This is a genomic window from Paenibacillus sp. NPDC056933 (assembly GCF_042674385.1).
Taxonomy (GTDB): domain Bacteria; phylum Bacillota; class Bacilli; order Paenibacillales; family Paenibacillaceae; genus Paenibacillus.
The window spans coordinates 3,055,513-3,077,684 of the sequence record NZ_JBHUQN010000001.1 but is presented as its reverse complement, the minus strand read 5'-3'; the positions used below and the strand labels follow the sequence as shown (position 1 = coordinate 3,077,684).

The following is a 22,172-nucleotide window of genomic DNA, read 5'->3' as shown; positions in this document are numbered from 1 at the left end:
GAAAGGATGCAAATGAATGATTATTAAACCAAGAACACGTGGTTTTATTTGTACGACTTCCCATCCTGTAGGCTGTGCTGCACAAGTACAGGAACAGATTGATTATGTGAAATCCCAGCCAAAGCTGGACGGACCGCGTAACGTACTCGTTATCGGGGCCTCTACGGGATATGGACTCGCTTCACGCGTCGTATCCGCATTTGGTGCCGGAGCCAACACCATCGGCATTTACCGCCCAAGCAGCTCCACAGAGAAACGTACGGCTTCAGCAGGCTGGTACAACTCCGCTGCATTTGAGAAAGCTGCGGAAGAAGCAGGACTGAAATCGTACAGCATCACAGGTGATGCCTTTGCCAATGAAACAAGAGAAAAGGCCGTTGAACTGATTCGCAGTGAACTCGGTCAAGTCGACCTGGTCGTTTATAGCGTAGCCTCCGCACGCCGTACCGACCCCAACACAGGTGAAGTATTCAACTCAGTGCTCAAACCGATTGGGCAATCGTACACGAACAAAACAGTCAATTTCCATACCGGAGAAGTGACGTCCGTTACGATTGATCCGGCATCCGATGAAGAAATCCGACAGACCGTGGCCGTGATGGGCGGAGATGATTGGGAACTGTGGATGGATGCCTTGCAACAAGGTGGTGTACTCGCCGACAATGCAACAACCATTGCCTTTTCTTATATCGGTCCTGAACTTACGCATGCCATCTATCGTGATGGTTCCATCGGTCAGGCCAAAAACCATCTCGAAGCGACAGCACACAAGCTGAATGATCGCCTGAGTGCAACAGGTGGACGTGCTTACCTCACCGTAGCCAAAGCTCTGGTAACCCAATCGAGCTCTGCCATTCCTGTAGTGCCGCTGTATATCTCTGCATTGTACAAAGTCATGAAGGAAAAAGGCTTGCACGAGGGCTGCGTGGAGCAGTTACAACGCTTGTTTGCTGAACGCCTGTATACGGGAGGAGAAGTTCCAACCGATGAAGCAGGGCGCATTCGTATCGATGATTGGGAGATGAGAGCAGACGTTCAGGAAGAAGTGGCGAAGCTCTGGAGCGAGCTGACCACAGAGAACATCTACGACCTGTCCGATCTGGAAGGTTATCGCCGTGAATTCTTCCAGCTGTTTGGTTTCGAGACCGACGGCGTGGATTATGAAGCAGATGTTGATCCAAACGTTGAAGTACCGCACTTGCGTTAATTGAAATGCATATTAACCTACGTGGGCTGGAGAAAAAGCAAGGTTTGCGTTTCATGGTGAAATAGTAATTAGAGGGAGCCGACATGGCTCCCTTTTTAGGTTCATTTTACAGGACGGGTGTACACTCTTCTTTTCTCTTCTTTTCTTTTCTTTTCTTTTCGTCCCGCCTTCTTGTTCACCACTCCTTGAATCAGATCGACTTGAGCAGCTTTTTCAGCCCTTTTGGGACTGTCTTCTCTACCGTAATGGAACGCGCTCCATGCATCGTTGCAAAGAATTGGAGCCCCTCCCGAAAATCCGCGATCCATTCCTCCACAGGCGGAGCGGTCTCTTCCATAGATAACAATCGAACCGTCAGCACGCCCGTTTTGCGATCCAGTCGCGGGTCCATGCGTCCAATCAGCCGATCTCCGTGAAGAATGGGCATCGCGTAATATCCGTAGGTGCGTTTCACCTCTGGTGTGTAAATTTCCCACTTGTAATGGAAATCAAATAAATCCACAATCCGTTCCCGTCTCCACAGCAGGTTGTCCAGCGGGGGCAGGAATCGTACCGGACCTGATGGATCAAAATGCGGTTCTTCCCTTTTCATCTCAAGCAACAAACCTTCATCTTCTGCACGGATGTAATAAGGCGTCGCAACGTCCTCTACCTCCAGCGGGATCATGCGACCATCTGCGACACGTGCAGCCATCTCATTCCGACGTTCAGCAGCCGTGGATCTCACCCAGCCCAAGCGTGGATCCCGAACGTCCACGACCCGATATGCGTGAATGTACTTGTCCATCAGAGCCTGCCTTTGAGTCAGAAGATCGATCTCCGCTGTCATGGATTGGCCCTGCTCCATCAATCCGGATTCCGTAATGTGAAAATAACGTTCATTCCCCTGCCTTGCCACAACACGAATGGCAGCCGAATCCAACAGCAAGTTCAACGCGAGTGTGGTGTCCTTTGTTTTCGGTACGTCGGGACTGTCCCAATATCCACTTACCCGTTCGACGGCACGAAAGGCTCTTGAGGGTAACGGCCCCTCCTCTTCCAAACGCTTCAGCACATGCTGCACTGTCTTCTCCAGCCCTTGCAAAGAGGGAGCCAGACGCGCCCGTAATCGGGCACGCACAGGTTCGAACAAAGCATAGTCTTCAATTGGAATAACACATGCGGCATTGGCAAAATATTCGAACACTTGATGATTACTCAGCAAGGTATGTAAATACTCGGAGGTATAGCCCGGATCACGAGCGCCCAGCACCAAATGTTGATTTCCGGTTACGGCTGCGACTGGATCAATCTGAACGCAGCCAAGGGAGCGGATCAGCTGCATGACCTGTTCGGGTCCCGAGGGCAAGGTAGCGGCAGGCCAACGTGCCAATAAAGATTGCGTTTGCAGCAAAAAACGCCGAACGATTCTTTTATTCATGCGCAGCACTGTGGTCATATGTAGGGTTCTTCCCTTCAATTAAGATATGAGGAAATATAGCGGCAGCAATTCAAATTCAAATTCAACAGATATATTGATTTTAACAGCCAAGGGTGGAGAGGATTCAACTCTGACTGATGACTGTGACACATAAACTTTTACAATAAACAGGGTTGTTTTATTACCTCATACACCCTCAACTCGTTAACATGGTTTTCAAACTATCTTTACTTAGTAATTAAATTATTTTTCAAGAACTTTATCTAACCATTCTCCTAGCAGCTCAGTCCCTGAGAATTCGAATTTAAAATTAGAAATATTAAAACTTAAAGGTTTCATTTTAATATATTTTTGAGGGATACGGTGTTCCCTTGTGTCTAAACAATTAATTGTATGACCAAGACCATGCTCTAACAGCTCTAACAAATGATCTACTGTGATAATAGGATCAAGTAATTCACAACCGCTTCCTGCACCAATATTTTCATTGATGACAACACAGTATGAAATACGCTTAGGAACAGTTTTAGAGTAATCCTCCCCTAAGTATTCTTTAAGAATCGAATTTAAATTCTTTTCAACCCATTCTTCTGCTTTTTTTATCTGTTTGATTCCTTTATTTATCGCTTCATCAGTACCATACATTTCTCTGGCACTTGCAGGAGGTATTCTCCATTTAAGTTCTATTATCAATAAATCCAAACTCTTAGGATCTAAAAGCATTAAATCCATGCCTTCTCTTTTATCTTGAGCCTTTGTCTTTTTACTTATCACTATTATTCCACTATTTTTTAATTTCTTCTTGATATATTGAATTTGTTGATCTTCACAATCGTTAGAAAGACGGCTAAATAACTTCTGATCTTTTTTAGGAAGATATGCAATTAGATTCCTTTCTGGTCTAACAAATGATGCAACAAACCCAGCTGGTAAAGCTAACTCATTATTTTTCAATTGAATAAAAAACTGGTAACAAGGGTCGCTGTTATTTGTATCCACATAAGTCAAGTCATCCACAATACTTTCAATCACTTTAGTTGAAAATCCGGTTAAATCAACCAATTGGTTGACCCACCAATTTTTATGGTTTATTTTCACTAATCCATCGGCTCTATACTTTCCAACAACTACATATTTATTTTCTCTAAGATGATTTATAAACCAGGCAGTGCACAATTTATCGATTTGTTTACTAACTTCTTTAAATTCTGCTAAAGTATAGGCTCCCAGATCCCATTCTTCAGGCATATGAAAATCACTCATATGAACTTCTTGTATAGCTTTCCTATCAACGCTATTAATATCATTTATTTGTTTTCTTTCTCTATAAGCCTGTCTCCAAGAATTATATGCCAAAAAACCATTATTCTCTGAAGATGAATGAAAGGATATTCTATTATCTAATAACTTAATATGGTATTGTCCTTTTCCAGCAGAATTAAACAAGTTATAGAACAAGTCAAGTTTATAACAGTAAATTATAAATTCGATTATTTCTTTTCTTGTTGGTTTAATCAAATTATTTTTTTTAGGCTTTTCTTCACAAAACTTATATATTAATTTAATAGCCCATTTTAAAGATTCTTGTATTAATACTTCATTATTCCTAAAATCCATTTTTATATCGGGTAATGCCCTTACTCTTCCTTGATTGTGCATAAATACAAACTCTGAATGTATAATTAAAACTTCTTTTAATGCCTCTTTTCTAGAGAGCTTAAAAACCGAAAAATTCATTGCATATTCATCAATGAACTCTTTTATTTTAAAAAATTCCCCTACCCCCTCTTTTGAATCTGGATGTAAAACATAATTACCTTCTCTTTTTATCATATGTATACCTCATTTCCTAATAATCTTTCCCTAAAATATTAGGGGCGATATTATTACATAATACTATAATTTATTCCAATTTTCGACAAAAAGATTTAAAAATACCCCAGCCAATAAAATTTTTATTTGAAATATGTTTGGAGGTCACTCATTCCAACCGAAGGAAACGCTTTTGGGTACGTGATGCTTACACAAACTCCACACATTATAGACAAAATAAAAAGAAGCACCACCATCCTGGGTCCGCTTCTTGTGTTTGACCTTTTGCAATTTTTCCTGTTTCGTGGGCATGAGTCGAACATGCTGGGATAACGCTCCATAATCTCCGTTTACTCTTCGACTTTGCTCAGGGCACCATTGTCCTGACCGTTCTGCTTTGCGCAATGCTTTTTGCGTTTGTGTACGTGCCATTGTAATGAACACACTCCCTTGATTGGTATGCACTCAATATATCATGTGCAGCCAGACAAGTGAAGGTGATTAACGTGGAACCCTTTTTCGCCTCGATTGCCACGTTTCCACAGGTTCATGGTCATCTTCCTCGATCAGTTCCAGTGCCTCTTCCATTCTTCTGGACTTAAACAACATGATCAGGTCTACTAAATCTTCCCGATCCAGCAGCTTCACCCCGTTGACCGCCGCCAGCGTCCGGCATGCTTCCGTATATCTGGCTGAAGTGAGCACGATGGATCGATCTGCCTCATAATAGCGCATGGACGTGTAGATTTCCTGCACTGCGCTTAGCCCTACCGGATGATTTGCTCCGTAACGCTTGGCCTGAATGACATTACGTCTGCCTGCTCTATCCACAAATACAAGATCCGCGCCAAAATCCCGGCTGCTTGTCGTCTTATGTACTTCGTCATAACCGAGCTGTTGGAATAAGTGATACAGATACAGTTCAAACTCCGATCCATCCTGCATTCTATCAATATCCTTAATCGTAATCTTACGCGGATTCGCTTCACTTCGTATACGTTGCCCTCGGTGAATCACACGGCGAATGATCCAAGCGATGAGCAGTAAAAGGACAATCACGCCTATACCCACAGTGGTCACATTTTCATTCCAGTTCATGTCTGTTCTCCTTGTCGTTCCTCTAATCTGTCAGGCTCTTACCTGATTAGCCAATGTCACCGGACTAAATATAGCAGACTTCTCTCACAACAGGAAGAAGATGAATTCCCTGTAACCGTTAAAATTCGCAAAACAACAATAATCATATATTCTAATGATAAAAGGTTACAGACACTCAGGTTGAATTACATATGCATGAAATGGTAGAATTCAACAATCGGTTCTATTTTGAATCGAAGAAAGGTGGTTTGTAACTTGCATACATCCAACAAACGAAAGTCCAAAACATGGGCTGCCCTCATTCTCAGCGGCACGCTCCTCTTCAGCCTGCATACACCAAGCTACGCAGCAGAGTCAAATGCCCCACTGCCCAAGGCTGCATGGACCTCATCTTCACTCGCACTCACTGAAGTGAATACGGAGAAAGACGTCATCATCAAGGAATTGAATGCTGTGCCGTCCAAAAACCTGGTGTACGTTCATTCTTCACAGCCCGTGATCAAAACAAGCAGCAATACCAAGCTGGATTGGCAGCTGGATTCGCTCCAGGCACTGGATGCCACGACAGGACAATTGAAGTGGAACGTTATTTTCCATGAGAAAAGCGGCCCTTATACGACGTACTCCAACTCCCTCTATTCCAGCAACGGCACAGCCTATGTATATATGGAATATTCCGATGGAACCAAGAAAGTATATTCGTATAATACATCCGGCAAAACCAACTGGGTCAAGACCCTAAATAATTCATCTTCCATCTACCTGCTGGATAATGATACATTACTGGTTGCCTCAAGCGCAGGTGTACAATCGAATGGTTCCGTGCGTTCGGCTATCTCGCTATATGACAAAAAGGGCAAACTGATCACGGAAAAGTCCATTAACGGCGCTGTGCTCAAAGCAGGCAGCAATCGAATCGTCGTAGACGCCAGCAAACAAACCAAAGTCGGCAACTTCTGGCAAGCAGCAGCAAATCCCAAAGTGGAGATCTATGATCGCACGCTGAATCGTCTTTCTTTCTATCAGTTCCCAGGTAATGCCAACACCCTGGGAGACGGCGGCGGTGAATCACTGGCCATTCTGGATGATGGCTCCGTGATCATGCGTGCGAATTTCGCGAACACTGGCAACAAACTGATGGGCTTTGGCACCGATGGCAAGATGGCCTGGGGCCGTGCCATTGCCGGTGATGCCTATGTTCAAACCGCTGGCAACGGATATACCGTGTTTACAGGTCAGAAGCTGGAGCTGTACACCATGAAGGGCAAAGTCACAGAGCGAACGTTCAAAGATCAGCAGGAAGCGTTGATGGTTGTTGAGCGTACACAGGATGAAAATTACAAACTGAATTTTGCCAAGGCAGGTTATATCCTTGATCCGCAGACATTGGACACCGAACATGAATATGTATTTGCTTCCTCTCCTGGATTGCTCGATGGATATTCAACGTACAATGATCATATCATCTATCAAATCAATAACGATGTATTATCCAAGTATGTATTGAAGACAAACTCAGCTAAATAGAAAATAGAGCGCTCTGGTTGACCGACTAACGGTTGGACAGGGCGCTTTTTTATTTCACAAAAAGTGCAGTCCCCTCTCTTTTATCCTCTCTGCGCAAACTGTTATAATAGTATCGTTAACTTTTTCACCCTACTCTTAATTGGCAAAAGGAGCGTAACCCTCCCATGATTATTCAATTCATTCGGTACAGATAACTGCGGGCATAACATCAACCTCTTTTTTTAAAAAATGTACGATAGAGGTTTATTTGTTATGCCCTTTTCTTCAGTTATCCAGTTCTGAATGAATGGGGTGCTATTCCATGTCAATCCATCGCAGAGAACGTAGTGCTGCGCTTATTCAAGCCTATATCCATATGCTTAAGTGTCCCGTCTGTCATCGCACAATGACAATGATTAGTCGGGACAATATTCAATGCAGTTCCAGACACAGCTTTGATTTGGCAAAACAAGGCTATATCAATTTTATGACACGCTTTTTCAAGGGCAACTATGACAAACGTTTATTTACGGCCAAAAGGAATATTTTAACTCAATCTGCGATCTATACGCCTCTGATTGTACTCATTCGCAATTGGATTGAAGATTATACTACTGACAGCAGTCAGCCCTTGCATATTCTGGATGCAGGTGCAGGAGAAGGAACCCTGTTGGAGCAGATTACACAGAATACTCCGGCAGTAGGCTGGGGGATCGACATTGCCAAAGAGGGGATTGCCATGGCTTCCTCTACCTACGACCAGCAAGTCTGGTTTGTCGGTGATCTGGCTTACAGTCCCTTTGCAGAGGGGCAGCTGGACGTGATCCTGAATATCCTCTCCCCTTCGAACTATGAAGAGTTTGGACGGATTACGAAGCCTGATGGCTTGATCATCAAAGTGATTCCCCGTGAGCGATATCTAATGGAACTCAGGGAGCTTTTGCTCCCGGAACGACAACACCATATAGACAACCGGGAATATGTATTGGACCGCTTTCGCAACCATCACCATTTTATAGAGAGCATTCCGCTGACATACACCTTGCCCGTAACGGAAGTTATGGTGAATTCAATTATTCATATGACACCCCTCTCTTGGCATGGAACAGAATCAGCCATAGCCAGCGTTCAAAGGTCCTTGTCGCAGATCACCATTGATTTAGAAATACTTGTGGGGAAACGCAGATAAGAACTGTAGCCATTGAGGCTGCAAGCATCCTAAGCAATCTCCTGTTCATTGAACAACCCAATAAAGCCGGGATAGTTCCTGTTGGAACTAATCCCGGCTTTTCCATGCAAGCTGATGACACCTGACTGAAGTACTGAAATCAATTATTTCCAGTTTTCTTCAATGAATTCATCCCGTCCGGATAACGCACGGTCTTCTTTATAATGCTTCTGATTCTTTTTGTGGTAATCTTGATGGTAGTCTTCTGCTGGATAGAATACAGCAGCGTCCCGAATCTCGGTGACTATCGGCTGCACGAATCGACCACTGGCTGCAAGTTCCTGTTTGGACTGCTCAGCCAATTCACGCTGACGCTCGTTATGCACAAATACAGCAGTTCTATATTGAGTACCCCGGTCCTGGAATTGCCCTCCGTCATCGGTCGGGTCAATCTGAGGCCAGTACAGCTCCAGCAGTCTTTCGTACGGGAATACCTCAGGATCAAATGTAATCTCAACAACCTCAACATGACCGGTCTCCCCGGTTTTGACCTGCTCATATGTTGGATGATCGACATGACCGCCAGTATAGCCGGATACAATACCATGAATGCCTGGCTGCTCTTCAAACGGTGTAACCATACACCAGAAGCATCCCCCGGCAAATGTTGCTTTTTCCATCCCCACTCATCCCTTCGTGTATATAAACAAATTATAAAACAACAAGAGGTTGATTGAAAGCCATCATCATGGCTCTCAATCAACCTCTTCATCAAAACTTGTATGGCTGATAACTGAATTCAAGAGATCTTGAATTTGTTACCCGCGACTACGACCCATCGAACGGAAGATCAAGCTCACAATCGCTACCAATACGATGGCACCGATTAATGCCGGTACAATGTGGAATCCGCCCATTTCCGGACCCATGTCTCCCAGAACGACTCCACCTAACCAACCGCCGATAAATCCGGCGATGATGTTCCCGATTACACCGCCTGGAATGTCACGACCAACGATTAAACCTGCCAACCAACCAATGATACCACCGATAATTAATGACCATAACCAACCCATATCATTCACCTCTAATTAAAGTTTTTGTTGTTGTCTGTCTACTATTAACCGCTACAGAAGGATTTAAACAATTGGCATGAAAATTGTTGTATATTACCTTTTGTTCATATGCTCTTTCCTCTGTCATACAACATGTAACAAACCACTGAAAACAGTTCGCGTCACTTTCCGGCATCTTACACAGTTCAGGACTGCGATATGTACCTCCCGAAAGTCATTGTATGTTGGATCAGACAGCCTTAGTATACCCATTTGAGGTGATAATATTTTTGGTCTATTTTAAAAATTTAACATACAGCAAAGCAGCCGTTCCGGTTACGGTTTTCCCAAAAAATTTATAGTCTATTAATAAAAACCTGCACGCCCCTTGCCTGGCTGTGTCAACCAGTTATGTTTATGACTCTTGTCCAGCTCTCCCCGCATCGACTGAATGATTTGCACAATGTCCGTATGTCCATTCTGATGCCATTCCAGAGCTGCGCTGACATACAGTTCTCCCAGCTGTGCAAGAGAGAAGGTATCCGTCAATCGTGCGGCTTCAAGCGTTCCCTCTTCCCCCGCAAAGGTTTTGAAACCGCGCTGATGCAAATACTGCAGACGCAGCGCTTCGTCCGGCAGCGGTATTTCATAAGCCCGATCAAACCGACCGGCACGGTTCATGAGCCCTGGGTCTATTTTCTCCGGATAATTCGTTGTACCAATCAGGAAGATCCCTTCTTTGGACGTTGCCCCATCCAATGTATTCAGAAAAAAGGAACGCACTTCATCCGGCATGGAATCAATATCCTCAATAATCAGCACCATCGGTGCCAAACGTTTGGCTGCTTCGAACACTTCACGCACCGATTCACTGTTTGTGTATTCGGTAATTTGCCAATATGCAGCAGGCCCCGGAACGCTTCCCGCAATGGACTTCACAAGAGTAGTCTTGCCATTTCCAGGGTGTCCATAAAGCAGAATCCCCCGTTTATACGGAATATCGTAATCTCGATAAAAGGAGCGATCCGCCTGGAAAAACTGATCCAGCGAGCGGAAAATATCCTGTTTAATTTGCGGAGAAAGCACAACCTCATCTCTTCCCACAGCCCGGGTAATGGATTCGACATGACGGTCACTGCCATTGCGTGCATCCGTGTAAACCGTAACTTTTTTCATATTTTGCTGCCGTTCCCGTTCCCGCACACTGCCCAGAAAATCCTTTAATTCCTCTTCTCCTGTAGCAAACACAAAATCCTCTTGGTAGATCCCGTTCTCCCGGAAGAATGGAATGCGGACGAGCGCTACGCCCCACTGGGGATAGGCAAATACATTGTTACGAATCGAATAATGTACACCATACGATGGTGTATCTCCATCGTCCTCATAGTGCAGTGTACGCAGCTCAAGGTCTTCAAAAATCCGGGCAACCAGCTCCACTTCACCACTGTTGCTTTGCAGATCTTCTTTGAGTAGATCCCAGTATTCACTGTTCGGATCATCGCTGGCATAAAGTTCATAACGAACACCGTAACGATTGCCGAGCGCTTCAATGATGCCTCGAATCAGGCGGGCATATATGGCATAGCCTTCGTTTCGAATATGACTGTCTAGTTGCTCCTCATAGGAATAGATGACTTGATTATGATTCGTTTGTTCTTTCTCTATGGTCATTACTTCGCTCCCTTCACAGCGGCAAGTGGTTTACATTTGGCTACAACTTGAGCCAGACCTGCGCCGGTAACACTATCAATAATTTCATCGACATTTTTATACGCTTGCGGAGATTCATCAATAATGGATTCAAGTGAACGCTGATTCACCACTATCTCATCTACTGTACCCACACCCAGCGCCGTGGCAAAATCCTCAACGGTAACCAGACGCTTCGTGGCTGTACGTGAACGAATGCGTCCTGCACCATGGCAGATCGAATAATAGTTATCGGCTCCCTCGGGTTGACCCACCATGATATACGAAGCAGTCCCCATCGAACCAGGAATAAGAGCGGGATGACCTGTTGCCAGGTATGGCTTAGGATTATCCGGATGCCCTGCAGGCAATGCTCGTGTAGCCCCTTTGCGATGAACAAAGACCGAGCCTTGATCCGCGTGTGATTCCTCCCATGCATAGTTGTGCATCAGGTCATATAGGGTACGGAATTCGCATTTCGGACCAAACACATCCCGAAACGCTTCGCGAATGGCATAAGCAATCAGATGGCGGTTAACCACGGCATAATTCAGCGCAGAATACATCATATTGACGTAATGGCGACCTTCCGCATGTTCAAGCGGCGCAAAAACCAGTCTTGGGTCGGAAGTTCCCAGCCCATTTCGCTGCATCACTTTAGCTATAGCCGATGAACTGGTTTGGCTTACATACCCTCCCCAGGCCCGGGAACCGGAATGGATCATGACAACAATTTGTCCATCGTACAAGCCCCAAGTTTCGGCGATCTCTCGATTTTCCTCGGCAATTTCAATCGCTTGAATCTCGGCAAAATGGTTGCCTCCACCCAAGGTTCCCAGCTGACGATGAGCACGATGCCACGTCATATCTGGTACATGGTTTAACACTTCCTCATCATAGCTAAATTTACTGCTTTCTACATGGGTGATGGAAGTCGATTTTTTCGGTGTATAACTGTCCGGAATATATTTTTTGGGTAAGCCATGTAAACCCTTGCGTACAATATGCTCCAGACGGATATCCGAGTAATGACCACGCTGATTCGCCTCCATCGGCAGCACTTTTTCAATGGCTTTCACAAGTTTGCGGCGCAGCTTCACGTCTTTCAGATCGTCCTTATGCAAATTGGTCATATGCACCCGCATGCCACATCCGATGTCACTGCCCACGATGGATGGAGATACATAGCCACTCTTGGCGTCCCATACCGCCGTCGTTCCGATGCAGGTACCTACTCCGACATGCACGTCAGGCGTGTAACTCATGTAGGAGATGCCCGGAATTTGCAAATTGTTATTCGCCATTTCAAACACCTTGTAATCCAGCGAGGAGAACAGCTGTTGTGCCGCATAGACGGTTAAATCTCCAGCAGGCAGCTTGACTTCATGTCGGTAGCCACCTGTGATTTCATTTGGACTTGTAAATAAATGAGGTTGTGTATTCATAAATATTTATTATTCCTTCCTGTATGTTCAGCTAATTGAGGTTCACTTCAAAAATTGAACCTAACGTTCTTCCGATTCATATCCTTATTCAGTACAACAAAAAAAGAAGTCACGGACAGTTCGCCCGTGACTTCTTCATGACAATAACGGATAACAAAGCAGCATGAACATGCCGCGTCTGTTCTCCATTGCTATATAAGCCGAGAGTAGCATATCGATTAATAACGCTCCAACCATAAACGATATGCATCTTCCCCTATGTCGCCCGTATGAGGCCAAAGAGACGATGAACTGGATATACAATTGTGTCTGTGCTTTGTAGTGTCATTGTGGATTTCAAATCATAACCAACCATCATATCTCTCGGCCTCCCTTCATTAATATTATGTTTATATTAAGCGGACTCGTTTCAGTGTGTCAACCCTTTTCTTGGAAAGTCCCCTATTCTGCATATGTATTAGATTTAACTTCGTGTCAATAAATTATATAAAAAAGCAGGGTCTGTAAGGAACAGACCCTGCTTACTCAAGCATATCATGATGTTAGATATCGATTATTTAGGGTACATGTTTTGACAGATTAGACTTTACATCTTGTCATTTCCCTGCTTGTTTTTCCAGTTCTCCCACAGGGTTCTCATCTTCTTTTTCAGGGACTTTGGAGGACAGGAACCAACCGCATACTGCAATGGTAATCAATACGATATAGAATCCAAATTTCCAAATTTTATTTTCCGGGAAATGCTCATTGAGTACGCCCAGTGATGGGTGTGCCAATGTAATGACAGCCAACTTAACCCCCACCCAACCTACAATAACGAAGGCTGCAACTTCAAGCCCTGGACGGGAATGAAGCAGCTTGACGAAGAACGAAGCCGCAAATCGCATAATCACGAGTCCGATGAATCCACCAAGGAAAATAACGATAAACTGTCCACCGTCAAGTCCGCCAATAGGAGGCAATCCACTTGGTGGCAATGCCACAGCAAGGGCAACCGCTGCCAGTATGGAGTCAACAGCGAAAGCGATATCCGCCACTTCCACCTTGAATACAGTCATCCAAAAACTGGATTGTTTTTTTGGTTTTTTGGGCGTGGAATCAGCCGCTTCATCTGTTTTGTTTCGGCTTCCCAACACCTTTTTGACAATGTGGTTTATTGAGATGTACAAGAGGTACAGGGCACCAATCGCTTGAACCTGCCAGACGTCCACCAGGAATGAGATCAGGAACAGTGAACCCAATCGGAAAATGAACGCCCCCACCAAACCATAAAACAACGCTTTTTTGCGTTTATCATCAGGTAGGTGCTTAACCATAATGGCAAGAACTAGTGCATTATCCGCTGCAAGTAGCCCCTCCAGGACTACTAGGACGACAAGTACCCACCCATACTCCAATAATAATGATAACTCCAAAATTGACTCCCCCTTAGTTTCCTTATGATGTACAAAAAAAAGGACCTTTACCATCGCTGGTAAGGTCCTTTATATTCACAAAAAGAGACCTTTACCCAGCATGAAAACTTGGTAAAGGTCTCGCTAACAACAAAATTGCTGCCAATAAAGCCGGGGATATAATCCCGAACTGACGACTTTACTGTGAAAGCTACTCCCCTTTAACATCAGGAAATATGTAGTTTTTAGTTGAAACGGTTTAATAACCTGTTCTCATCATATTCATAACGATATGCAAAGTCAAGCTTTATTTGACTGTCTGCGATCCAACTTGCGAAAGACGAACCAATCATAGACAAAATTGCCCAGCGGGACAAACGAGACAAAAAATAAAGCAATCGGACGGCGTAAACGCCACTTTTGCGTAGTATACAGACTAACCATAAATAACATATACATCAGAAATAAAAAACCATAAATATTGCCAAACCATACGACCGCCTGTGGCATAATCCCCGCATCACGTAAGGGAAAAGCAATAAACAACAACAGCACATATGAAAGGCCCTGCAACCACATCATCAGTCGAAAACGCCCAAGTGGTGAATGTAACATCATTTTCCTCCTGCTTCTCATACACATGACAAATTACTTGCAACCTGTTCAGTATATCACAAAAAGGCAGTTCCCTCATGCTTACCGATTTAGCATAATATCCCTTCCATATTGTTGCCATTTAGACTCTTCGTTCTTTTCAAATATTTTAATTTCACGCCAATATTTCATAGGAGCCAAATCCACTCGTAACACATAGGATACATGACGAAGATTGTTACGGATGTCGGACAAGGAGGAGCCTGTTGATGAAAATAGCCATGGTTGCGCCTGAAAAACTGCCTGTGCCGGGTAACGGTTCAGTCGAAATCTGTATTCTGGGTATTGCTCGCGAACTTGCACTCCATCACCAAGTGACGATCATTAGCCGTCAGATGCCAAATCTTGCTATCACAGAGCGAATGGATGGCATTACGATCCGACGCGTGCCCGCAAGCAGCCCTGCCGAGTACACCAAGTCAGTCATCCGTTTATTGAAAATTCACCCCTTCGATCTTATCCAGGTAGACAACAGACCTTATAGCATGGCTGCCGTTAAACGCGCTTTTCCCCACTTGCCTGTGGTCCTCTATCTTCACTCGTTAACCTTTGCTCAACCTGGGCCTGCAAGATTAGCGCTGTTAAAACAAGCCAATTGGATTGGCGTCAATAGTCAATCCCTGAAACAAAGGCTTGGTCGAAGATTTCCTTCCCTGAAAAGACGTATGGGTGTCGTACCCCTGGGCGTGGACCTAGACCGCTTCTCGCCTGTAAATAAAGGAGAACAGCAGCTTCTGCAGAAACAGTTCGGAATTACGGTGCCATTCTCCATACTATATGTGGGCAGACTGATTCCCGGGAAGGGCGTGGATGTGCTGATTCGCGCAGTATCCCTTCTTCAGCCACAGGTACCCCTACAATTGATCGTTGTTGGAAGAGGACCTCAAGTGTACGTCCGCAAACTGCGACAGCTTGCAAAAAAATTAAAGGTTGATGCATCCTTTCGGGGCCAGGTCGCCCATAAACATATTGACCGTTTGTACCGGGCAGCCGATTGTCTGGTTTGTCCTTCACAGGAACATGAGGCCTTTGGGCTGGTTAATGTGGAAGCTATGGCTTCCGGACTACCTGTCATCGCTTCAGACAATGGGGGCATTCGTGAGATCATTACATCCGGAAGTAACGGATACCTGGTGAAAGAGTATAACGATCCCCAAAGTTTCGCTACCTACCTGTATAAACTGGCAGACAATCCTTCACTTGCCCGTTCCCTTGGAGAAGCTGGTCGTGTTAGTGCCGTTGAACATTTCAGTTGGGCCCGAACAGCCATGCATCTTGAATCAGCCTATACAAGACTCATCCGCGGATAAATGTTGGTGCACCTGTGCTTTTCGTCAAGCTTTTTCACGTGACTGCCAATCTGAAATAAAACTGTCCATATGCGGAACAGGGACATACATCATTTCAATTAACTCCACAATAATCATATCTTTCATGGCAAACCTCACTTTAGCACAGGTCTGTTGGCGGAAAGCATCATAGATTCCCGAGCCTGTCCAGCAGCCGTGAGGAGTAAGATGCGGATGATTAACAATATATCCAACCGTCCCAATGGGCGGAACTACGACCTTAATGGCTTCGCGGTCCACTCGATTATCGGGATCTTTGACCAGAAAGAGGGTATCGCCTACATTTAAAGCTTCTACGCCATGATAATGTTCCATTCCATACATGGCTGCAAATAATTTGGTACTCATCTCAAAAGCTCCTTTTACCCATTTTTTTCGAATTTAGAAGGGGTTGAAATTATTGATCTTCCTCATAGTGCTTCATCCACTCTATGAGTTGTTTACGAATTTCTTTACGATATTCTCGGGGCTCAAGGACCTCCGCTTCGGGACCAAATTGATATAACCATTTCAGAAATTCACGACTACTGTTCAGCGTAACTTCAAATAACAATCCACCATTTGGCAAATCCGTCATTCGTGGACGAACAAACATCTCTTCTTCTTTTATGTAGGGGGCCACTTTCTCAGTGAATCTTACTTTGAAATGAATAAGTTTATCCCCACGATCAATGGACCATGTGTTTTTCATGAACTGCGTTATGTTGAAATCACCCATTACAAAATGGGTATTGGTACGTACAACGTCCAGAAAGCGACTGATCCTAAACAAACGAACTTTCTTCAGCAAGTGGCAGTAACCAATCAAATAGAAACGCTGATCACGCGGAATGAGGAAATAGGGATCAATGTCCCGGACCGTAATTTCATTTTTCGTAAGCGTGTGGTACTCGGTTCGAATCGTTTGCTGGTCCAGAATGGCTTCAATAACTGGAATAAGCAGATTCGGATATTTCCCTTCTTCCCGATATGCAGGAGTCCCCATACGAATAATACCTGCAATATTCTCTACAATGTCACTGTTTCTCGATTTCATCTTGGTATGGGCTGTCATTACCTTATCAAAAGCCGAATCGAATTCAGCCGGAAGTTGTGACGTATCCACTACGGATGGAAGCATGGAGAAGACCATCGCTTCCTGTTCCGTAAAATCCAGAGGATACATGGAAAATTCACCAATAAACCGATACCCCTTGCCATAACCTTCGTTCATAATAGGGGCAACCCTGTCCAAAATTCGGAGATCGCGATAAATCGTGCGCACAGTTGTACCGCATTTCAACGCCAATTCTTTGGCGGAAATTCCGGGATTCGCTTGTATAGCCTGAAGTATACGCAGCAGACGAATTAATTTCTCTGTCATGTCGTTTCTCCCCTTCGATATTTTATCGGCAAGGAAAACTAGTTCCTTTAGTACAGTACTAAATCTTTAGTCCCAAACTTATTTTCGCAAATTCACCTTACGTGTATAGTTCAATCGGACTTATTCAGCTTATTAAATATACATTCTCTTACTTGCTTGCGTAAAATGTTAACCTCAAGTCCTTATACCTACGCCTGATAGCCTATGTAGAATTCAAAAAAATGAAAAAAGTCTTGTCTCTTTGACCAGAGACAAGACTTTTCCGTTGTTTAATTGTGCAATTGCAATAATTCATTCAGCACATTCACCATATGTTCGCACAGATCAGGGATATCTCCCATCTGATCTTCATTCACACTGCGGTCAAAATGGACTTCAGTTGTGACATCATACGTTGCTGGCTGTTCTTCAAATATATAATGAATATGCTGCACCCTTCGTTGTTCCGGCCAGCTCTGTTGTAATACAGAGCTAATCGCCGGACACTGGATCTCCGGCTCCTTAATCATCATGCCAAACCGCAATCGCAAACGGCAACCCGCTTGACCACCCGGTATCTCCAGAATCTCAGTTGCCAATTCCTCAAGCGAGGTGCTCAGTACTATTTCACCTGTGACTTCCGGGCAATCTCTCAGGCAGAACTGCAACGTGAACTCTCTGGACATGTGCGCCATCTCCAGCTGATCCTTACGATCCGTTATGGAAATAAGTTCATCCAGATTATCGAGATCATACAAGTGATTTTCAAAGCCTACTTTCAAATTGTCATATATCGTTGGATCAAACATCATGCGAAACCTGCTTTCTCGTGAAAATTATACCTGGTTGCTCCGATCATAATATACGGCAACGCTATGCTCGTAAATAATGTTCGTCCCCATACAAAGCTCAAGTCAACAATTAACCAACTGCGGGAATGGTACATGTATCTATACCATCATAACGAATAATGCGGCTGTGCAGCAATCTGTCATCACTCAAAACCGCATTGCGATCCATCGCATTTCCCGGGCTTTACGTAAGGCCTGCTCCAACATAAAAAGCCCGGTCATCATGACCGGGCTTGCGTAAAGTACAGCATATTGGACATGCTGATCCTCTATTCTTCTTTGGCTGCTTCTTCTGCTGCCGGTACAGCTTCATCAGCAGAAGCCGTAGGCTCTTCCTCAGCTGCTTGTGGCGGCATCACGGAAGCGATGATGGAATCAGCTGACGTCACCAGAGTCAGACCTTTATCCAGCTTGATATCTGCCGCCGTCAAGCGATCACCAATTTCCAAGCCGCTAACATCCACCTCAATGGAGGTTGGCAGATCAGCTGGAAGCCCTTCGACCTCCAGTTGAGTTTCCTGTGTTTGGAACACACCGCCTGCTTTGGAACCAGCAGCGGTACCTTGGAAGTCGATCGATACACTTACACTGATCGGCTTGTTCTTGGAAATTTGCAGGAAGTCCACATGCAATAGACGTCCATTACGTTCCTGCTGATCCTTGATCAGCACCGGAACCGTTTTGCCACCCTCCACTTGGAGATTGAACATCTCGGAGCGGCCTGTACGTGCTACTTTCAGCATTTCTTTTTCATCCACATGTATCGCGGAACCTTCCAGTCCCGGGCCATAAACGACAGCCGGAACGCGTCCGCCTTGTCTTAACAGGCGCAATGCTGCACCTTTCTTTTCAGTTCTTGGTGTTGCCGTAAGTTGAGCCATTTTTCCGTTGGATTTCATGATTGAACATCCTCCTTCAAGGGATCCTTACTTCATATTTGGTAGGAAGCATAAGCTTCTCACTTCGACCAGAATGGCCTTTGAATGCTGTGGCCAAATCTGGGGCCATATCTATATTTACCCCAATGATAGACCATCTCAAACACTGGCTTGTATAGTTTTTTTATTTTCCCGGGCAACATGTGCCCTTTTGTTAAACAAAAAGGCAGCCGGAATACCATCCGACCGCCTGTAAATTATGCACTCTTAACCCCTGTATAGAGCTATAACCTAGCCATTTTAAGCGCTGTTACGATCTTCCTCTTCCCCGCTTTCGCGGATAACTTGCATCTGATCCGATCCACTGTGAACGACAATCTGCACATCTCCGTCTTCAGGAACAATGTCTACATATCGATCTCCGCAGGTATCCTTGGCTTCCCACTCATTTAGCCGGATGATTAAGCCCAGATGATGCAATCCTGGAGCCACCCGAAAGCGGGCTTCTGCTCCATGGCCCACTCGCTCCAGCGGGAAGGCTCCATCCTCCATTCCTGTGCCCCATACCCAGACATCCCATCCCTCATAACGTTGATCTTCCCGTTCATATCGGAGTGTGACAATACGCGAAATCGGTTTGTGGATCTTGATATTCAGTGATGCCTGAATCCCGCCAGCCTCCGCGATAATCTGAGTCTCCCCTGCTGCCAAAGCACGAACAATTCCTGCTGTACTGACAGCAGCATGATCTGGACGAGTCGAGCTCCACCGTATCTTCATGCCTTGCAAAGGCTGGCCGAATTGATCCAGAACCAGAGCACGGAATCGACTGACACGTGTTGTGTACATCACTGATTCCCCTACTATTTCAATTCGTTCCGGATGGAGGTGATCGACCTGCAACGAACACTCTGAAGTGATCGCACCACATTGGACGCTAATGGTCGCTTCCCCGGTCTCCCCCGTGTGAATGGTTCCATCAGACTGAATCTCGATAACGTGCGGGTCTGAAGAACTCCAGGTCACGGATGCGTTCTCCATCACATTGCCGAAGCTGTCTTTTACCAATGCTCGCAATCCGGCAATCTCTCCGGAATTGTATACTAGACGGGGCGCGTGGATCTCAATTACAGCGGGCTCAGCACTCACAGCATACTCAGTGTCATACAGTACCATCAAGGACCATCGTTCAACCAACACAGCACCTGTCACGGTCTCAATTAAGTCCGTTCCCGCCTGATGATCATTCACCACAACATGCCAATTCCCTTCCGGCAGACTCACCTGCTGTTGCTGCCCTGTTCCGTTGTAGATCACAACGATCTGATTCCAGGTATCCTGATTCGCTCCGTCCTCCAGGATAAATGCAATTACATTTCCTTCTGCACGCATGATGCGAAGATGATTCCGTACCTGCTCGGCGTTAATCATCCGAAAAGCAGGATGTGTGCGGCGCAGATGAATCAGGCCGCGATAATAGTCAAAAACAGGTCTGAAGCGAGCTTTGTTAGCCCAAGTGATCGTATTCACGGCGTCCCCGCTGCGATAGCTGTTGTGATCTCCTGCTTTGGATCTCAGCATCTCATCCCCTGCATGAAGAAATGGGATTCCCTGTGAGGTAAGCAAAATCCCTGAGGAAAGCAAGGAACGACGGACCATCTCATGATTAAGCACATCATCTGCATCAACATACCGATAGGGATCTGCTGCTTTTACAGCCGATTCTGCGCTTCCGCCCTCCAACGGCTGCCCGTCTCTCCATACCGGGAACCCAAGAGCATGTCTGAGATTCATTGTTGTCGCAATTTTGTCCCAGAGGTTCAGATTATCATGGGCTGTCACATAATTGACGGACTCCACAGGGGAAGATGTAAAATCATCCAGCGCTCCGGCTACACCCATCGCAATCTCGTACTCTTTACCGTCTGCTCCAGTAACAAATCCTTTACCGAAACCATCACTATCCCCTTTGATGGCACTACGGAAATGGTCATTAAAAACGGAAAATCCCTGCCCACGCTGTGTTCCTTTTAACGTTTTCCGCTCCAGTGGTGAATCTCCGCCTGTCCATGGTTCTCCGTAGATCATAAAAGCTGGATCAATCTGTTCTCGCAACTCACGGGTCAGCTCATTCATGGTGTCCGTATCGATCAGACCCATGAGGTCAAAGCGAAATCCGTCCACATGGTATTCCTCTGCCCAATACAAGAGGGAGTCCAGAATATATTTTCGCACCATGGGCCGTTCCGTAGCCAGTTCATTGCCTACACCCGAACCATTGCTCAGTGTCCCATCCTCACGGTAACGATAATAATAACCTGGTACAATTCGTTCAAAAGGACCCTCATCTACGCCATACGTATGGTTGTAGACCACATCCAATACGACGCGAATGCCTTGTCGGTGCAGAGATTGAACCAATGCCTTGAACTCCCGGATTCGGACCGCAGGATCACGCGGATCAGTGGCATAGGAGCCTTCCGGCACATTATAATGCTGCGGGTCATACCCCCAGTTGTATGGGACTCTGGCATTCAAACCAACGTCCATTGTGGTCGCCAATTCATCAACCGTCTGATAATCCGCTATTGGCAGAAGATGCACATGGGTGATACCAAGTTCGACAAGATGGTCTATACCAATGCTGTTACCACCTCTGTCCGTCAATCCCGAGGCGGTAAATGCTAAATATTTACCCTTATATGGAATTTCGGCATGGGGGTCGGAAGAGAAGTCGCGCACATGCAATTCATATAGAACAGCATCTGCCTGACGCAGAAATACGGGCTTCACATCCTCTTCCCAATCCACTGGATTGGTTGTACTGGGATCGATTATAGCCATACGCTGTCCATTGGCCGATACTGCACGAGCATAAGGGTCTGGTGCCACTTCAACTCGCTGATCATCATGCATAATATGATACATATAATAATGTCCTGCCCAATCCCCTTCAAGCTGTACGCTCCATATTCCATCCGGGTCACGGGTCATCGACCTTTTCTGTCCGTCATCATGTTCGGTTACTTTCCCACTTGCATCGTAGTTGCCTTCATTCTCAAAAATGAGTATGGATACCTGCTGTGCTGTAGGTGCCCACACCTTGAATGTGCTTGCCGCACGAGTATATGTTAAGCCAAGATCGTTGCCTTCATAACGAAAAGATGTCCATTCCGGCATCGTTCCCACCGCCTTTATATCCATTGATTTCGTGTTGTCCCGATGTTACGGAGCGAGACGTCATTTGTCAACCCGGGGTTGTCTGTACTCAACATATCGGTTGAACAGAGGCTTTCAATTAGCA

The 22,172-nt window shown here is 45.3% G+C and carries 19 protein-coding genes; 4 read left to right on the top strand and 15 right to left on the bottom strand.

Going from position 1 to position 22,172, the window contains the following annotated elements; translation table 11 throughout:
* The first annotated feature begins 16 nt into the window (after positions 1-16).
* The gene (gene fabV / locus ACFTRD_RS13620; RefSeq protein WP_379380583.1) at positions 17-1,207 is read left to right on the top strand and encodes an enoyl-ACP reductase FabV; all 1,191 of its coding nucleotides are present in this window, start codon (positions 17-19) and stop codon (positions 1,205-1,207) included.
* Positions 1,208-1,397: 190 nt separating this feature from the next.
* On the opposite strand, the gene ACFTRD_RS13615 is transcribed toward fabV, so the two are convergent.
* The 4 genes from ACFTRD_RS13615 to ACFTRD_RS13600 all read right to left on the bottom strand — a co-directional run bounded on the left by ACFTRD_RS13615 (position 1,398) and on the right by ACFTRD_RS13600 (position 5,537).
* A complete protein-coding gene (locus tag ACFTRD_RS13615; protein ID WP_379380581.1) occupies positions 1,398-2,645 on the bottom strand; it encodes a DNA glycosylase AlkZ-like family protein in 1,248 nt (415 codons plus the stop codon).
* A gap of 225 nt (positions 2,646-2,870) precedes the next feature.
* Complete coding sequence (locus ACFTRD_RS13610) at positions 2,871-4,460, bottom strand: hypothetical protein (protein WP_379380579.1); 1,590 nt, start codon at positions 4,458-4,460, stop codon at positions 2,871-2,873.
* 144 nt (positions 4,461-4,604) lie between these two features.
* Positions 4,605-4,871, bottom strand: a complete 267-nt coding sequence (locus ACFTRD_RS13605) for a hypothetical protein (RefSeq protein ID WP_379380577.1) — start codon at positions 4,869-4,871, stop codon at positions 4,605-4,607.
* 69 nt (positions 4,872-4,940) lie between these two features.
* On the bottom strand, positions 4,941-5,537 hold the full coding sequence (locus tag ACFTRD_RS13600; RefSeq protein ID WP_379380575.1) for a restriction endonuclease: 597 nt from the start codon (positions 5,535-5,537) through the stop codon (positions 4,941-4,943).
* A 255-nt stretch (positions 5,538-5,792) separates the two neighbouring features.
* Here ACFTRD_RS13600 and ACFTRD_RS13595 point away from each other — a divergent pair, with 255 nt between their 5' ends.
* Together ACFTRD_RS13595 and ACFTRD_RS13590 are read left to right on the top strand one after the other, a co-directional pair.
* Complete coding sequence (locus ACFTRD_RS13595; protein WP_379380573.1) at positions 5,793-7,064, top strand: hypothetical protein; 1,272 nt, start codon at positions 5,793-5,795, stop codon at positions 7,062-7,064.
* A gap of 301 nt (positions 7,065-7,365) precedes the next feature.
* A complete protein-coding gene (locus ACFTRD_RS13590; protein WP_379380571.1) occupies positions 7,366-8,232 on the top strand; it encodes a putative RNA methyltransferase in 867 nt (288 codons plus the stop codon).
* A gap of 143 nt (positions 8,233-8,375) precedes the next feature.
* Here the strand turns inward: ACFTRD_RS13590 and msrA are convergent, their stop codons facing one another.
* The 6 genes from msrA to ACFTRD_RS13560 all read right to left on the bottom strand — a co-directional run bounded on the left by msrA (position 8,376) and on the right by ACFTRD_RS13560 (position 14,409).
* Positions 8,376-8,891, bottom strand: a complete 516-nt coding sequence (msrA, locus tag ACFTRD_RS13585) for a peptide-methionine (S)-S-oxide reductase MsrA (RefSeq protein WP_192270041.1) — start codon at positions 8,889-8,891, stop codon at positions 8,376-8,378.
* Between the two features lie 138 nt (positions 8,892-9,029).
* Entirely contained in the window at positions 9,030-9,287 is a 258-nt protein-coding gene (locus ACFTRD_RS13580) for a GlsB/YeaQ/YmgE family stress response membrane protein (RefSeq protein WP_062324914.1), read from the bottom strand.
* A gap of 345 nt (positions 9,288-9,632) precedes the next feature.
* On the bottom strand, positions 9,633-10,937 hold the full coding sequence (locus ACFTRD_RS13575) for an AAA family ATPase (protein WP_379380568.1): 1,305 nt from the start codon (positions 10,935-10,937) through the stop codon (positions 9,633-9,635).
* Positions 10,937-12,400, bottom strand: a complete 1,464-nt coding sequence (locus ACFTRD_RS13570; protein ID WP_379380566.1) for an RtcB family protein — start codon at positions 12,398-12,400, stop codon at positions 10,937-10,939. The genes ACFTRD_RS13575 and ACFTRD_RS13570 overlap by 1 nt, the downstream gene beginning before the upstream one ends.
* Before the next feature lie 596 nt (positions 12,401-12,996).
* Positions 12,997-13,815, bottom strand: a complete 819-nt coding sequence (locus tag ACFTRD_RS13565) for a TerC family protein (RefSeq protein ID WP_379380564.1) — start codon at positions 13,813-13,815, stop codon at positions 12,997-12,999.
* Positions 13,816-14,094: 279 nt separating this feature from the next.
* The gene (locus ACFTRD_RS13560; RefSeq protein WP_379380562.1) at positions 14,095-14,409 is read right to left on the bottom strand and encodes a DUF3817 domain-containing protein; all 315 of its coding nucleotides are present in this window, start codon (positions 14,407-14,409) and stop codon (positions 14,095-14,097) included.
* A 248-nt stretch (positions 14,410-14,657) separates the two neighbouring features.
* Between ACFTRD_RS13560 and ACFTRD_RS13555 the strand changes: the two genes are divergently transcribed.
* Positions 14,658-15,758 carry a glycosyltransferase family 4 protein gene (locus tag ACFTRD_RS13555; RefSeq protein ID WP_379380560.1) on the top strand — a complete coding sequence of 367 codons (1,101 nt, stop codon included), beginning with the start codon at positions 14,658-14,660 and terminating at the stop codon, positions 15,756-15,758.
* A gap of 24 nt (positions 15,759-15,782) precedes the next feature.
* Here the strand turns inward: ACFTRD_RS13555 and ACFTRD_RS13550 are convergent, their stop codons facing one another.
* From ACFTRD_RS13550 to pulA, 5 genes are all read right to left on the bottom strand, one after another.
* Positions 15,783-16,145: an HIRAN domain-containing protein gene (locus ACFTRD_RS13550; RefSeq protein ID WP_379380558.1), complete on the bottom strand. Its 363-nt coding sequence runs from the start codon at positions 16,143-16,145 to the stop codon at positions 15,783-15,785.
* Positions 16,146-16,194: 49 nt separating this feature from the next.
* Positions 16,195-17,160 (bottom strand): helix-turn-helix transcriptional regulator, encoded by a 966-nt coding sequence (locus tag ACFTRD_RS13545; protein WP_379380556.1) that lies wholly within the window; start codon positions 17,158-17,160, stop codon positions 16,195-16,197.
* A gap of 269 nt (positions 17,161-17,429) precedes the next feature.
* Complete coding sequence (locus ACFTRD_RS13540) at positions 17,430-17,951, bottom strand: hypothetical protein (RefSeq protein WP_379380554.1); 522 nt, start codon at positions 17,949-17,951, stop codon at positions 17,430-17,432.
* 308 nt (positions 17,952-18,259) lie between these two features.
* Positions 18,260-18,889, bottom strand: a complete 630-nt coding sequence (locus ACFTRD_RS13535) for a 50S ribosomal protein L25 (protein WP_379380552.1) — start codon at positions 18,887-18,889, stop codon at positions 18,260-18,262.
* 279 nt (positions 18,890-19,168) lie between these two features.
* On the bottom strand, positions 19,169-22,048 hold the full coding sequence (gene pulA, locus ACFTRD_RS13530) for a type I pullulanase (RefSeq protein ID WP_379380550.1): 2,880 nt from the start codon (positions 22,046-22,048) through the stop codon (positions 19,169-19,171).
* Between the last annotated feature and the right edge of the window lie 124 nt (positions 22,049-22,172).